This is a genomic window from Pseudomonas sp. CLCA07 (assembly GCF_053615335.1).
On the sequence record NZ_CM132131.1, the window covers coordinates 1,684,968 to 1,699,703 of the forward strand.

Genomic DNA, 14,736 nt, shown 5'->3' on the forward strand with positions numbered 1-14,736 from the left:
GCTTTCGCGAGCAGGCTCGCTCCCACAGGGTTCCCGCATTGATAAGGTCAGTCGCGGAAGTTGTTGAACTGAAGCGGCATATCGAACGTCTTGGCGCGCAGGGCTGCGATGGCTTCCTGCAAATCGTCACGTTTCTTGCCAGTAATGCGCACCTGTTCACCCTGAATGGCGGCCTGGACCTTGAGCTTGGCGTCTTTGACGTGAGCGACGATTTTCTTCGCCAGCTCTTTGTCGATGCCTTCCTTGAGGACCGCTTCCTGCTTCATCAGCTTGCCCGACGCGTAGGCATCCTTGACTTCAAGGCACTGCACGTCGATTTTGCGCTTGACCAGCGCCAGCTTGAGGATCTCGATCATCGCTTCGAGCTGGAAATCGGCTTCAGCGGTCAGGTTGACGGTCAGGTCCTTTTCCTTGAACTCGAACGTGCCCTTGCCCTTCAGGTCATAACGACGATCGAGTTCCTTGACGGCGTTTTCGACCGCGTTGGTGACTTCGTGTTTGTCCAGTTCGGATACCACGTCGAACGACGGCATGTAATCTCTCCAATAAAAAGGCGCACTCGATTGCGATGGCGCGCGCTTGGCTTGCGGTTAAAATCGGGCTCATTATAACGGGTCTTTTCCAACCCATACTGCGAGCCTCACATGCCAGCCTCAAACCGAGTAAAAAGCTGATGTCGACCCCTTGGCATGTATTGGGTGCCGGCAGCCTCGGCACGTTGTGGGCCACGCGCCTGGCGCGGGCCGGCCTGCCTGTCAGGCTGATCGTTCGGGATGCGCAGCGCTTGCAGGCGTATCAAGCTGCGGGCGGTTTAACGCTGGTCGAGCACGGCGAAGCCAACAGCTATGACATCCCCGGCGAAACACCCGACAACCGCGAACCGATCAGACGCCTGCTGGTAGCCTGCAAGGCCTACGACGCCGAGAAAGCCGTCGCGCAACTGGCGCCACGCCTGACGCCCGACGCCGAATTGATCCTGTTGCAGAACGGCCTCGGCAGTCAGGACGCTGTCGCAGCGCAGGTGCCACAAGCCCGTTGCGTGAGTGCATCGAGTACTGAAGGTGCGTTTCGCGATGGCGACTGGCGTGTGGTATTCGCGGGTCACGGTTACACCTGGCTGGGTGATGCCGGCCATCCAGTTGCGCCGATCTGGCTGGATGACCTGACGGCCGCCGGGATTCCCCATGAATGGAGCACCGACATCCTCACACGGCTGTGGCGCAAGCTGGCGCTCAACTGTGCAATCAATCCGTTGACCGTCCTTCACAATTGCCGCAATGGCGGATTGCAGGAGCACCAGTGCGAAGTCGCTACCCTTTGCGATGAATTGACCGAGTTGCTGGAACGTTGTGGCCAGCCCGCGGCGGCGGAAAACCTGCAACAGGAAGTTGAACGCGTGATCCATGCCACGGCGGCCAATTACTCTTCGATGTACCAGGATGTAGCGAATATGCGCCGCACCGAAATCACCTACTTGCTGGGTTACGTCTGCAAAGTAGCCTCGCGTCATCAACTCAACCTGCCCCACCTCCATCAATTACAGCAACGGCTGATCGGCCATCTGCACAGCCTTGGATTGCCCAGCGACTGAGCAGCGGCTACGCTGGCCACTTGTTCCTTTTCAGCGACGAACCTGATGCCACTGCGCCAGCGCCTCGAAAACCTCCCCGTCGGCCAAAAGTTACTGGCTGCCCTGCTGGTGCTGTTGATCACCATACTGCTGGTCGCCAACCTGACGTTCATCAGCGCGGCGTATTACATCTCCCAGGAAAGCATGGCGCCCCAAGCCTTGCAGACCATTGGCCGACTGGTGTCCAACCCCAGCCTGGTGGCCGATGCCTTAAAGTCGCCACAAAACGCCGAGCGCCTGCTCAACGAACTCGACAGTTACTCACCCCTGCGTGCGGCCGCGCTTTATGACGGCAAGGGCGAACGGCTGGCGCAGTTGCAGCATGGCGACAAACTGAGTCTGCCGGGCCGCTATCAGCACATTGAAGCCTGGCAAGCGACCGAGTTTCGCAGTAATCAACTGATCACCCTGCCCCGTCCCGGCACCGAGCCCGGCCATTTACTGTTGGTGGCCAGCAGCGAATTGCCAATGGCGTTCTACACCGGCACGCTGACCGCCAGCCTGGGCATTCTGATCTTCAGCGTGCTGTTGTGGCTGGTGATCGCCCGGCAAATCAAACGCCTGATCACACGGCCTATCCATGAACTCGAAGAGCTGTCCCGGCAAGTGACCCGCGAAGAGAACTACGCGCTGCGTGCCTCCCGTGGCAACCACGACGAAATCGGCAGCCTCGCCGAAGCGTTCAACACCATGCTCTCGCGGATCGAGGCCCGGGAACAGCAACTCAAGCGTGCCCGCGACGACTCCCAGGCCGCTTATGATCAGGCCCAGGGCCTGGCCGAAGAAACGCGCCATACCAATCGCAAGCTGGAACTCGAAGTCCAGGTGCGCAGCAAGATCGAGAAAAAACTCACCGGCTTCCAGAACTACCTCAACAGCATTATCGACTCCATGCCGTCGGCGCTGATCGCCCTCGACGAACAGCTTTACGTGACCCAGTGGAATCAAGAGGCCAGCGCCCTGTCCGGCACGCGCCTGGACGAAGCCTTGAACCAGCCGATCTTCCTCGCCTTCGAACCGCTGAAGCCGTTTCTGCCGCAGCTCAAGCAAACCGTCGAGCAGCACACCGTGGCGAAGATCGAACGGGTAACGTGGTTCAAGGATGATGAGCCCAAACATTACGCCCTGACCTTTTACCCGCTGATGGGCGGCGCCGGGCGTGGCGTGGTGATCCGGATCGACGACATTACCCAGCGTCTGTCCCTGGAAGAAATGATGGTGCAGTCGGAAAAAATGCTCTCGGTCGGAGGCCTTGCCGCCGGCATGGCCCACGAAATCAATAACCCGTTGGGCGCGATCCTGCATAACGTCCAGAACATTCGCCGACGCCTGTCTCCTGATCTGCCGAAGAACATGGAGCAGGCCGAGCAGATCGGTGTCGAACTGAACACGGTCAACCACTACCTGCAAGTGCGTGAAGTGCCGCAATTGCTGGATGGCATTCAGCAGGCTGGCGCTCGCGCGGCGAAGATTGTCACGCACATGCTCAGCTTCAGCCGCCGCAGCACCCGGCAAATGGCCCCCTGCGACCTGCCCGCGCTGATCGATCAAGCGGTGGAAATCGCCGGTAATGACTTCGACCTGGCGATCGGTTTTGACTTCAAGGGCCAGGCGATCGTTCGCCAGTTCGATCCGGCTCTGGGCCCGGTGCCCGGCACGGCCAACGAACTGGAACAAGTGCTACTCAACCTGTTGAAAAACGCGGCCCAGGCCATTCACCAGCGTGAAGATGACAGCGAACCTGGGCGGATCATTCTGCGTACTCGACTGAATCCGCCATGGGCGGAAATCCAGGTCGAGGACAATGGCATCGGCATGAGCGAAAGCGTGCGCAAACGCACGTTCGAGCCGTTTTTCACCACCAAGGAAATTGGCCAGGGCACCGGCCTGGGCCTGTCAGTTTCCTATTTCATCATCACCAACAATCACAAGGGGCAGATGGAAGTGCAGTCGACGCCGGGCCAAGGCACCTGCTTCACCTTGCGCCTGCCCTTGTCGGGCACGACGGTCTCCTCTCAAGAACTCAATCAGCTATCGAGGTAACCCATGGGCTTTCGCTTGTCGAAGATTTACACCCGCACTGGCGACAAAGGCGAAACCGGGCTCGGAGATGGTCGCCGAGTGCCCAAGGACCACCCGCGAATCGAAGCCATTGGCGAAGTCGATTCGCTGAACAGCCAGGTCGGCGTACTGCTGGCCGGCTTGGCCGCAGAAAGCGTCACGTATCCGGGGTTGAACGAGGTAATCGAGGTTTTGGCGCCTTGCCAGCACCGGTTGTTCGACCTGGGTGGCGAGCTGGCGATGCCGGTGTACCAGGCGCTGGACGCGGCGGAAATCGAACGACTGGAAGCGGCGATTGATCGGTGGAATGAAGAGTTGGGGCCGCTGGAGAATTTCATTTTGCCAGGCGGTTCAGCGCTGATCGCTCAGGCCCATGTGTGCAGAAGCCTGGCGCGCAGTGCAGAGCGGCGGTGCCAGCAGTTGAATGCGATCGAACCGCTGGCCGGGGTTGGGTTGGCGTATATCAATCGGTTGTCGGATGTGTTGTTTGTGGTGGCGCGGTTGATTGCCAAGCGGCAGGGGGTTGCGGAGATTTTGTGGAAGCCTGCCGCTAAACCTCAGGAATAATCGGCGCCTGTCAGGACGCCTTCGCGGGCAAGCCCGCTCCTACAGTTGATCGGTGCGTACACAAATTCAATGTAGGAGCGGCGGTGCGACGATTCGACTTGCCCGCGAAGAGGCCGGTAGCTACACCAAAGAATCAGGCCAGAACGCCCGAATCCCCGCCACACCCTGCGCCCCAGCTTCCCAGGCCTTCTGCCGCTCTGCCGGACCAACACCGCCCAACAGGAACACCGGCTTGCTGAACCCCTCGATCAACACCGAAGCCTGCTCCCAACCCAACGGCTGCGCATCTGGATGCGTCTGGGTCTTTTGCACCGGGGACAGGGTCACAAAGTCCACGCCCATCTGCTCGGCCAATGCCAGTTCTTCCGCGTTATGGCACGACGCTGCCAACCAGCGCGATGCTGGCAGGGGACGCCCCGCTGCCGCGTATTTACGCAACTGCGCCGAAGTGATGTGCCAACCCGCGGACGGAAAATCACCGAGCCATTCGAACGGCCCCTTGATCATCAGCTGCGCCTTGCCCGCACACAGCCCCGCCGCGTCCACCGCCAGATCGCGGTATTTGGGATCGTAGCCGTTGGGCGCTCGTAGCTGGATCAGTTTGATCCCCCCCGCGATGGCCTTCTGAATGCCGCGCAGCAAGGCCGGGGTTTCCAGGTCTTGCGGGGTAATCAAGTATTCGGCCGGTAACCGCGCAGCAGCGACGATTGGCTGGTTGGCCGCCGGGAACTCGTAGTTCAACAGATCGCGCGGTGACACCCACTCCAACGGCTGGCCTTCAGCGCCGTGAGGTTCGCCGGTAAAGGCCGAGACTTCCCAGACATCCAGCAACACGTGCTTGTCCGGGTAGTCGTGATGAACCTTGATCAGCGGTCGCGCAGCGCTGACCACAATACCCAGCTCTTCCTGAAGTTCACGGCTCAGCGCGGTTTCGACGGACTCGTCGCCCTCGACCTTGCCCCCGGGAAACTCCCACAAACCACCCTGATGCTGAGTGTCGGCACGGCGTGCAATGAGGATCTTGCCGCTGTGATCACGGATGACGGCGGCGGCTACATGGACTCGTTTCACTGCCCAACCTCCTCCAGACCTGCTTTCTGCCAGGCCTTGAAAGCCGGCCATTGATAAATCGTTTCGACGTAGGCCTCGTCCGTTGCCGGCAATTTCACCTGATAGGTGCGCAGGCGTACGGCAATCGGTGCGAAGAAAGCATCGGCCAGGGTCGCGTCGCCGAACAGGAAAGGACCGGTGTCGGTCGCCGCCTCGCGGCATTCAGCCCACAACGCCAGCATGCGCTGGATGTCGGCCTGAACATCATCAGGCGCCTGCGACAGCGGTGCATCGCGGCTCAGGTCGAACGGCATGTTGCCACGCATGGCAAAAAAACCGGCGTGCATCTGCGCACAGGCCGAACGCGCCTGCGCACGGGCGGCGGTGTCTTTTGGCCAGAGACCCGCCTCGGGAAATTGCTCGGCCAGATACTCGGCAATCGCCAGGGAATCGGCGATGGTGCCGTGTTCGGTTTTCAGCAGCGGGACTTTACCGGTCGGCGAATGCTTGAGCAGGCGCTCACGGGTGTCCGGTTGCCCCAGCTTGATCAGTTCTTCGGTGTAGGCAGCACCGGTCAAGTCGAGGGCCAGTGCGCCGCGCAGGGACCAGGAGGAATGCAGTTTGTCGCCGATGATCAGGTGGAGGCTCATGTTCGGGACCTTTTGATGAGGGGCACAGACCAGAAACTTCAGTGTCTGGTCGTCCGTCATCGCGGGCAAGCCTTGCTCCTACGGGGTTGATGTTGTTCACGGGTGTTGTGAACGACACAAAACTGTAGGAGCAAGGCTTGCCCGCGATTGAAGCGACTCGGTCTTAAGTACGGTACTCGGCGTTGATCTTCACGTATTCGTGGGACAAGTCGGTGGTCCAGATGGTTTCGCTGCAATCGCCGCGACCCAACTCGATACGAATAGTGATCTCTTCCTGCTGCATCACTGCAGCGCCCTGGGCTTCGGTGTAAGTCGCGGCGCGTGCGCCTTGGCTGGCAATGCACACCTCGCCGAGGAACACGTCGATCTTGCTCACGTCCAGGTTCGGTACGCCGGCACGACCGACGGCAGCCAGAATACGGCCCCAGTTCGGATCGGAGGCGAACAAAGCCGTCTTGATCAGCGGCGAGTGCGCCACGGTGTAACCGACGTCCAGGCATTCCTGGTGGTTGCCGCCGCCGTTGACTTCAACGGTGACGAACTTGGTGGCGCCTTCACCGTCGCGAACGATGGCCTGAGCCACGTCCATGCACACCTCGAACACCGCTTGCTTGAGCTTGGCGAACAATTCGCCTTCGGTGCGGGTGATCTCCGGCAAGGCAGCCTGACCGGTGGCGATCAGCATGCAGCAATCGTTGGTCGAGGTGTCGCCGTCGATGGTGATGCGGTTGAACGACTTGTTGGCACCGTCCAGCAGCAGGTTTTGCAGCACGTCACGGGAGACTTTGGCATCGGTGGCGATGTAGCCGAGCATGGTCGCCATGTTCGGACGGATCATGCCCGCGCCTTTGCTGATGCCGGTCACGGTGATGGTCACGCCGTCATGCTGGAACTGGCGGCTGGCACCCTTTGGCAGGGTGTCGGTGGTCATGATACCGGTGGCGGCAGCTTCCCAGTTGTGGATCGACAGGTCGTCGAGGGCCGCTTGCAGCGCGCCTTCGATTTTCTCGACCGGCAGCGGCTCGCCGATCACACCCGTGGAGTACGGCAGCACCAGGCTGGCATCAACGCCCGTCAGCTCAGCCAGTTTGGCGCACGTACGCTCGGCAGCGGCCAGGCCGGGTTCGCCGGTGCCGGCGTTGGCATTGCCGGTGTTGGTCAACAGGTAGCGCACCGGACCTTGCACACGTTGCTTGGCCAGGATCACGGGCGCGGCGCAAAAGGCGTTGAGCGTGAAGACGCCTGCGACCGTGGAGCCTTCGGCGCAGCGCATGACCACAACATCCTTGCGCCCCGGGCGCTTGATGCCGGCCGAGGCGATACCGAGTTCAAAACCGGCAACCGGGTGCAACGTTGGCAAAGGACCAAGACCAACAGCCATGAATGCGCTCCTTAAAAAAATGTAGTCATCACCGTCATACGATGGACGGTGGTATTAAATGGCAAAACGCCGCGACGGCTGATGCCGGTCGCGGCGCGGGTATTTCAGCGTTTGAAACGGGTTTTACTGGATCTGCCCGTGGCAATGCTTGAATTTCTTGCCCGAACCGCAATAGCACAGCTCGTTACGGCCCAGCTTCTGCTCGTTGCGAACCGGTGCTACGGCCAGGGCGACATCAATTTCCTCGCCCAACGGTTCCACTTGCTCAAGACCCGGTGCTTCTTCGTGGTGGAACTGCATGCGTGCAGCCAGCGCTTCGGCTTCCTGACGCAGGCGTTGTTCTTCTTCGATCGGGTCTTCGCGGCGAACCTGAACGTGGGACAGCACACGGATCGAGTCGCGCTTGATCGAATCCAGCAGCTCGGAGAACAGCGTGAACGACTCGCGCTTGTATTCCTGCTTCGGGTTCTTCTGGGCATAGCCACGCAAGTGAATGCCGTGACGCAGGTGGTCCATGGTCGACAGGTGGTCTTTCCACAGGTCATCCAGAACGCGCAGTACGATTTGCTTCTCAAAGCTGCGCAGCGCTTCGGCGCCCGCCTGGTCTTCTTTCTCGTTGTACGCAGCAATCAGCTCTTGCATCAGCTTCTCGCGCAGGGTCTCTTCGTACAGGTGATCGTCTTCGTCGAGCCATTGCTGGATCGGCAGCGCCACACCGAAGTCGCTCTGCAACGCAGCTTCCAGACCGGCCACGTCCCACTGCTCAGGCAGCGACTGTGGAGGAATATGTGCGCTGACGGTGGCGTTGAGCACGTCCTGACGGAAATCGGTGATGGTTTCACCAATGTTGTCAGCGGCCAGCAACGTGTTACGCATGTGATAAATCACTTTACGCTGTTCGTTGTTGACGTCGTCGAACTCAAGCAGTTGCTTACGAATGTCGAAGTTACGGCCTTCAACCTTGCGTTGAGCCTTCTCAATGGCGTTGGTCACCATACGGTGCTCGATCGCCTCGCCTGGCTGCATGCCCAGGGCCTTCATGAAGTTCTTCACCCGATCAGAGGCGAAGATACGCATCAGGCTGTCTTCCAGCGACAGGTAGAAGCGGCTGGAACCGGCGTCGCCCTGACGACCGGCACGACCACGCAGCTGGTTGTCGATACGGCGCGATTCGTGACGTTCGGAAGCAATCACCTGCAAGCCGCCCGATTCGAGCACTTGCTGGTGACGCTTCTGCCAGTCGGCCTTGATCTGGGCAATCTGCTCTGGCGTTGGATCTTCCAGGGAAGCCACTTCTACTTCCCAGTTACCGCCCAACAGGATGTCGGTACCACGACCGGCCATGTTGGTGGCGATGGTCAGTGCGCCAGGGCGACCGGCCTGGGCAATGATCTCGGCTTCCTTTTCGTGGAACTTGGCGTTCAGAACCTTGTGTTCGATGCCTTGTTCAACGAGCAGGCGAGACATGTGTTCGGACGTTTCGATGGTCGCGGTACCCACCAGCACCGGACGACCCGCCGCCATGCTTTCCTTGATGTCAGCCACGATAGCCGTGTACTTCTCGTCGGCCGTCAGGAACACCAGGTCGTTGTAGTCTTTACGTGCCAGCGGCTTGTTCGGCGGAATGACCATGACCTGCAGGCCATAGATCTGATGGAACTCGAACGCCTCGGTGTCGGCCGTACCGGTCATGCCGGACAGCTTGTTGTACAGGCGGAAGTAGTTCTGGAACGTGGTCGATGCCAGGGTCTGGCTCTCGGCCTGAATGTTCAGGTTTTCCTTGGCTTCGATGGCCTGGTGCAGACCTTCGGACAAACGACGGCCCGGCATGGTACGACCGGTGTGTTCGTCGACCAGGACAACCTGGCCGTCCTGCACGATGTACTCGATATTGCGGTGGAACAGTTTGTGCGCACGCAGGCCGGCATAAACGTGAGTCAGCAGGCTCAGGTTGTGTGCCGAATACAGGCTTTCGCCTTCAGCCAGCAGGCCGATGCTGGTGAGCGTTTCTTCGACGTACTGGTGACCGGCTTCGTTGAGTTCGACCTGACGGGTCTTCTCATCGACGGTGTAGTGGCCAGCCTTGGTGACTTCGCCTTCAACTTCTTCGACGTGCAACTCAAGCGTCGGGATCAGTTTGTTGATCTCGATGTACAGCTTGGAGCTGTCCTCGGCCTGACCGGAGATGATCAGCGGAGTACGGGCTTCGTCGATGAGGATGGAGTCGACTTCGTCGATCACGGCAAAATTGAGTTCACGCTGGAATTTTTCTTCCATGCTGAACGCCATGTTGTCGCGCAGGTAATCGAAACCGAATTCGTTGTTGGTGCCGTAAGTAATGTCGGCGGCGTAAGCCAGACGTTTCTCTTCCGGCGGCTGGAAAGGCGTAACCACGCCGACCGTCATGCCGAGGAACTCATAGAGCGGACGCATCCAGTTGGCGTCACGGCGGGCCAGGTAGTCGTTCACCGTTACAACGTGCACGCCCTTGCCGGACAGTGCGTTGAGGTAAACGCCCAGTGTTGCCACCAGGGTCTTGCCTTCACCGGTACGCATTTCCGCGATCATGCCTTCATGCAAGGTCATGCCGCCGATCAGCTGGACATCGAAGTGGCGCATACCCATGACGCGCTTGCCGGCTTCGCGGGCGACCGCAAAGGCTTCTGGCAGCATCTTGTCGAGGGATTCCCCTTTGGCGATGCGGGCCTTGAACTCATCTGTCTTGGCACGCAATTGATCGTCCGAAAGGGCCACCATTTGCTCTTCGAAGGCATTGACGAGTTGCACCGTCTTGAGCATGCGTTTGACTTCACGCTCGTTCTTGCTTCCAAAAAGTTTCTTTAACAAAGGCGCAAACATATCGGCAGGATCTTCCACACTAAAGGGATGGAGGGCGGCCCCGTGAGTCGCCCGTGCAGCCCTCATGGCCGCATGCGAACGAGCATTCTACCCGGAAACGATGGTGAGGAAAGTGGCGTTGTTCCACGATGCATGCACTGCGCTGTAACGGGGCTCACTTAAAATAAGGGCTTTTTGCTGAACTTCAAGCCATTCACGGCAGAAGTTACTCGTTGATTTAATGGGTAAAGCGCGCGCAAAGCAATGGGTCAGGTGCACGTGGTGCTTTCTGCTACCATGGCGGCTCTGTTACTTCAGGTGTCTGATCATGGCATTTCGCCCTCTTACGGCCAGAGCCCCCGCCGTTCTGCTTCGCGAAGCCAAGCCGCTGAAAGCTATTTTTGGCCATGCTCAACGCCTGGGTCATTTACAACGCCTGCTCGAAAGCCAATTGCAGCCCGCCGCTCGCGAACATTGCCATGTGGCGTCGTGGCGCGAAGGCAGTTTATTGCTGATCGTCACCGACGGACATTGGGCGACCCGCCTGCGTTATCAGCAAAAGCGTTTGCAGCGTCAGCTACAGATGTTTGATGAGTTCGCCAGTTTGACGCGGATTTTGTTCAAGGTTCAGCCACCGACCGTTCAGCAAGGGGCGGCGGGGCATACCATCAGTTTGTCGACGGATGCGGGCGCGACCATTCAGGCGACGGCCGACGGGATCACCGATCCGAATCTGCGGGCCGCGCTGGAACGGCTTGCGGCTCACGCAAAACCAAAGACCTGAGATCACCGATTTCTGTAGGAGCATGGCTTGCCCGCGATGGGAGCGCCGCAGTGCAACAGATACACCGCGTTATCGTTCATCGCGGGCAAGCCATGCTCCTACAGGGTTTAGCGGCTTTTTTTGCCACCGAGCAACGAGCCCATCAACCCGCGCACCAACTGTCGGCCCAATTGATTGGCCGCCTGTCGCATGGCCGATTTTAATGCCTGACCGGCTGCCGTCCCGAGAAACTCCCCAGCCTGTTCAGTAAAACTTGGCTCTTCGGGTACAGGTTTGACTGGCGCCGCATCCGGATCGGGTGCCAGCCCCTTGCGCCCCATCAGCACTTCATAAGCCGATTCTCGATCAATCGGTTTGTCATATCGCCCCTGCAACGGCGAACCGGCGATCAATGCCGCACGTTCGGCCTCGCTCAGCGGTCCGATCCGCGATTGCGGCGGCGCGATCAATACACGCTGGACCATTTCGGGCGTGCCTTTATCGGCCAGCGTCCCGACCAGCGCCTCGCCAATCCCCAATTCGGTCAATACCGACAAGGCATCGAACGCCGGGTTCGGCCGGAATCCCTCGGCCACGGCGCGCAAGGATTTCTGTTCCTTGGCCGTGAACGCGCGCAAACCGTGCTGGATGCGTAACCCCAACTGAGCCAGCACGTCATCCGGCAAGTCACCCGGCGATTGGGTGACGAAATACACCCCGACGCCTTTCGAACGAATCAGCCGCACCACCTGCTCCAACCGGTCCTGCAACGCCTTGGGCGTACCGGCGAACAACAAGTGCGCTTCGTCGAAAAACAACGCCAGCAGCGGTTTGTCCGCATCACCGCGCTCTGGCAACTGCTCGAACAGTTCAGCGAGCAGCCAGAGCAGGAACGTCGCATAAACCTTCGGTGCTTCGTGAACCAGACGACTGGCATCCAGCAAGTGAATACGCCCTCGACCATCAGCGGTCGGCTGCAGGATGTCTTCGAGTTGCAGCGCCGGTTCGCCGAACAGCGCTTCAGCGCCTTGTTGTTCCAGCGTTGCCAAACGCCGCAACAGCGCCTGACTTGAGCCGGTAGTCATCAACGCGGCGTCATCCCCGAGCAATTCCGGGTTGTCACGCAGGTGATTGAGCAACGCCTTCAGATCCTTGAGATCCAGCAGCAATAGCCCTTCGCGATCCGCCACCTTGAACGCCGCGTACAGCGCCGACTGCTGGCTGTCGGTCAGCTCCAGCAGACTGCCCAGCAGTAACGGGCCCATTTCACTCAAGGTGGTGCGCAATGGATGACCAGACTGGCCATGAATGTCCCACAGGGTCACCGGATACGCCTGAGGCTTGTGATTCAGCCACGGCATCCCGGCGATGCGCTCGGCAATCTTGCCTTGCGGGTTGCCGGCGGCACCGAGACCACACAGGTCGCCCTTGATATCGGCGGCAAACACCGCCACGCCCGCGTCACTGAAGGCTTCGGCCATGCGCTGCAACGTGACGGTTTTACCCGTCCCGGTAGCGCCTGCGACCAGACCGTGACGGTTGGCCAGACGCATGGCCTGGGCAATGGACTGGCCGGCAAGGTCGGCGCCGAGAACGAGTTGCAATGAGTCAGGCATTTTGTCACCCATGGTTAATCTTTGAGCCGGCACGGCCGATACAAAAACCGAGACTGCATAGAAATCAGCGTCGGTAATTCCCTAAGGAAAGAACGGAAATATCAGCTTATTTACAACATTGCCCACTTAGCGTGTCTTTATAAAAGCACGCCCAGGACATTAAGACCTTAGCGGAACCCCAAGCCATGAACAAAAACCTGCGCTTCAGCCATAAAATTTTGCTTGCCGCCGCGCTCATTGTTATTGCCGCCTTCGCCTCGTTCACGCTGTACAACGACTATTTACAGCGTAACGCCATCCGCGAAGACCTCGACAATTACCTCAGTGAGATGGGTGACGTCACCGCCAACAACATCCAGACCTGGTTGAACGGCCGAATCCTGCTGATCGACAACCTCGCCCAAAACATCGCCATCAATCCTGAACCGTCCACGGTCGCCAGCCTGCTTGAGCAGAAAGCCCTGACGTCGACGTTCATGGCGTCCTACCTGGGCGATGCCACCGGCAGCTTCACTATTCGCCCGGACGCCAAGATGCCCGCCGGCTTCGACCCACGGGTGCGCCCTTGGTACAAAGGCGCGCAAAGCAGCAGCACCGCGACCCTGACCGAACCGTACATCGACGCAGCCACCGGCCAGACCATCATTTCCATCGCCACCGCCTCGCGCAAAGCCGGACAAAGCGTCGGCGTGGTGGGCGGCGACTTGAGCCTGCAAACCCTGATCGACACCCTCAGCGCTCGCGATTTCAACGGCATGGGGTATGCCTTCCTGGTCAGCGCCGACGGAAAAATCCTGGTTCACCCGGACAAAACCCTGGTGATGCAATCCCTGAGCGAGGCCTACCCGAAAAATACCCCGCGCATCGGCGGTGCCTACAGTGAAGTGGAGGTCGACGGCAAGACCCGTATCGTCACCTTCACCGCGATCAAAGGCCTGCCGTCGGTCAACTGGTACATCGGTTTGTCGGTAGACAAGGACAAAGCCTTCTCGATGCTCAGCGAATTCCGCGCTTCGGCAGTCGTCGCGACGATCATTGCAGTGGCGATCATCATCGCGCTGTTGGGCATGCTGATCCGTATCCTGATCCAGCCGCTGCACGTCATGACCCGCGCCATGGCCGAAATTGCCGACGGTGAAGGCGATCTGACCAAGCGCCTGACCATCCAGAACAACGATGAGTTCGGTATCCTCGGTACCGCGTTCAACCGTTTTGTAGAACGTATTCACACCTCGATTCGCGAAGTGTCCTCGGCCACCGGCCAAGTCAACGAAGTGGCGCTGCGTGTCGTGGCCGCCTCGAACTCCTCGATGTTCAACTCCGACCAGCAGGCCTCGCGCACCAGCAGCGTCGCCGCAGCGATCAATCAACTGGGGGCCGCCGCCCAGGAAATCGCCCGTAACGCCGCGCAAGCGTCGAGCCAGGCCAGCGATGCCCGCAGCCTGGCCGAAGACGGCCAGCAAGTGGTGGACCGCAGCATTGCCGCGATGAATCAGCTGTCGAGCATGCTCAGCGCATCGAGCACCAACATCGAATCGTTGAACAGCAAAACCGTGAACATCGGCCAGATCCTCGAAGTGATCACCAGCATTTCCCAACAAACCAACCTGCTGGCACTCAACGCGGCCATCGAAGCGGCCCGAGCCGGTGAAGCCGGCCGTGGTTTCGCGGTGGTGGCCGATGAAGTGCGCAACCTGGCGCACCGCACGCAGGAATCGGCGCAACAGGTGCAGACCATGATCGAGGAGCTGCAAGTCGGCGCCCGCGAATCCGTCAGCACCATGAGCGACAGCCAGCGCCACAGTCAGGACAGCGTGGAAATCGCCAACCTGGCGGGCGAGCGGTTGAACAGCGTGACGTTGCGCATCGGTGAAATCGACGGGATGAACCAGTCGGTGGCCACGGCGACTGAAGAGCAGACTGCAGTGGTGGAGTCGATCAATGTCGACATTACCGAGATCAATACGTTGAACCAGGAAGGCGTCGAAAACCTGCAATCGACCTTGCGCGCGTGCTCCGATCTTGAGCAGCAGGCTTCGCGTCTGACGCAGTTGGTAGGCAGTTTCCGAATCTAGCGTCTGTTCTGGCCCCTTCGCGGGCAAGCCCGGCTCCTACATGGTGGGAGCCGGGCTTGCCCGCGATAGCGGTCTCAAATCACTGCAAAACCCCGCTGACACCCC

Annotated in this window: 11 protein-coding genes and 1 pseudogene; 6 read left to right on the forward strand and 6 right to left on the reverse strand. The window is 59.6% G+C overall.

The window, feature by feature from the left end:
• Positions 1-47: 47 nt before the first annotated feature.
• Positions 48-533 (reverse strand): YajQ family cyclic di-GMP-binding protein, encoded by a 486-nt coding sequence (locus ACWGZX_RS07760; protein WP_007906601.1) that lies wholly within the window; start codon positions 531-533, stop codon positions 48-50.
• 140 nt (positions 534-673) lie between these two features.
• Between ACWGZX_RS07760 and ACWGZX_RS07765 the strand changes: the two genes are divergently transcribed.
• The 3 genes from ACWGZX_RS07765 to ACWGZX_RS07775 are packed head-to-tail and all read left to right on the forward strand — an operon-like array spanning position 674 to position 4,258.
• Entirely contained in the window at positions 674-1,591 is a 918-nt protein-coding gene (locus ACWGZX_RS07765; RefSeq protein ID WP_452627909.1) for a putative 2-dehydropantoate 2-reductase, read from the forward strand.
• 45 nt (positions 1,592-1,636) lie between these two features.
• Complete coding sequence (locus ACWGZX_RS07770) at positions 1,637-3,673, forward strand: sensor histidine kinase (protein ID WP_452627910.1); 2,037 nt, start codon at positions 1,637-1,639, stop codon at positions 3,671-3,673.
• 3 nt (positions 3,674-3,676) lie between these two features.
• Positions 3,677-4,258 (forward strand): cob(I)yrinic acid a,c-diamide adenosyltransferase, encoded by a 582-nt coding sequence (locus tag ACWGZX_RS07775; RefSeq protein ID WP_452627911.1) that lies wholly within the window; start codon positions 3,677-3,679, stop codon positions 4,256-4,258.
• Between the two features lie 120 nt (positions 4,259-4,378).
• Here ACWGZX_RS07775 and ACWGZX_RS07780 read toward each other — a convergent pair whose 3' ends face one another.
• The 4 genes from ACWGZX_RS07780 to secA form a co-directional block, all read right to left on the reverse strand.
• Positions 4,379-5,329, reverse strand: a complete 951-nt coding sequence (locus tag ACWGZX_RS07780) for a Nudix family hydrolase (RefSeq protein ID WP_452627912.1) — start codon at positions 5,327-5,329, stop codon at positions 4,379-4,381.
• Entirely contained in the window at positions 5,326-5,958 is a 633-nt protein-coding gene (locus ACWGZX_RS07785) for a glutathione S-transferase family protein (protein ID WP_452627913.1), read from the reverse strand. Before ACWGZX_RS07785 ends, ACWGZX_RS07780 begins: the two co-directional genes overlap by 4 nt.
• A 163-nt stretch (positions 5,959-6,121) precedes the next feature.
• Positions 6,122-7,339: a bifunctional glutamate N-acetyltransferase/amino-acid acetyltransferase ArgJ gene (argJ, locus tag ACWGZX_RS07790; RefSeq protein WP_223511827.1), complete on the reverse strand. Its 1,218-nt coding sequence runs from the start codon at positions 7,337-7,339 to the stop codon at positions 6,122-6,124.
• A 123-nt stretch (positions 7,340-7,462) separates the two neighbouring features.
• A complete protein-coding gene (gene secA / locus ACWGZX_RS07795) occupies positions 7,463-10,198 on the reverse strand; it encodes a preprotein translocase subunit SecA (RefSeq protein ID WP_452627914.1) in 2,736 nt (911 codons plus the stop codon).
• Positions 10,199-10,505: 307 nt separating this feature from the next.
• Between secA and ACWGZX_RS07800 the strand changes: the two genes are divergently transcribed.
• Positions 10,506-10,961 (forward strand): DUF721 domain-containing protein, encoded by a 456-nt coding sequence (locus ACWGZX_RS07800; RefSeq protein ID WP_223511825.1) that lies wholly within the window; start codon positions 10,506-10,508, stop codon positions 10,959-10,961.
• Between the two features lie 107 nt (positions 10,962-11,068).
• Here ACWGZX_RS07800 and ACWGZX_RS07805 read toward each other — a convergent pair whose 3' ends face one another.
• A complete protein-coding gene (locus ACWGZX_RS07805) occupies positions 11,069-12,556 on the reverse strand; it encodes a helicase HerA-like domain-containing protein (RefSeq protein ID WP_452627915.1) in 1,488 nt (495 codons plus the stop codon).
• Positions 12,557-12,885: 329 nt separating this feature from the next.
• On the opposite strand from ACWGZX_RS07805, the pseudogene ACWGZX_RS07810 reads away from it, so the two are divergent.
• A pseudogene (locus ACWGZX_RS07810) lies at positions 12,886-13,725 on the forward strand (HAMP domain-containing protein); the annotation flags it as partial.
• Between the two features lie 141 nt (positions 13,726-13,866).
• Positions 13,867-14,631 (forward strand): methyl-accepting chemotaxis protein, encoded by a 765-nt coding sequence (locus tag ACWGZX_RS07815; protein WP_452628979.1) that lies wholly within the window; start codon positions 13,867-13,869, stop codon positions 14,629-14,631.
• The last annotated feature ends 105 nt before the right edge of the window (positions 14,632-14,736 follow it).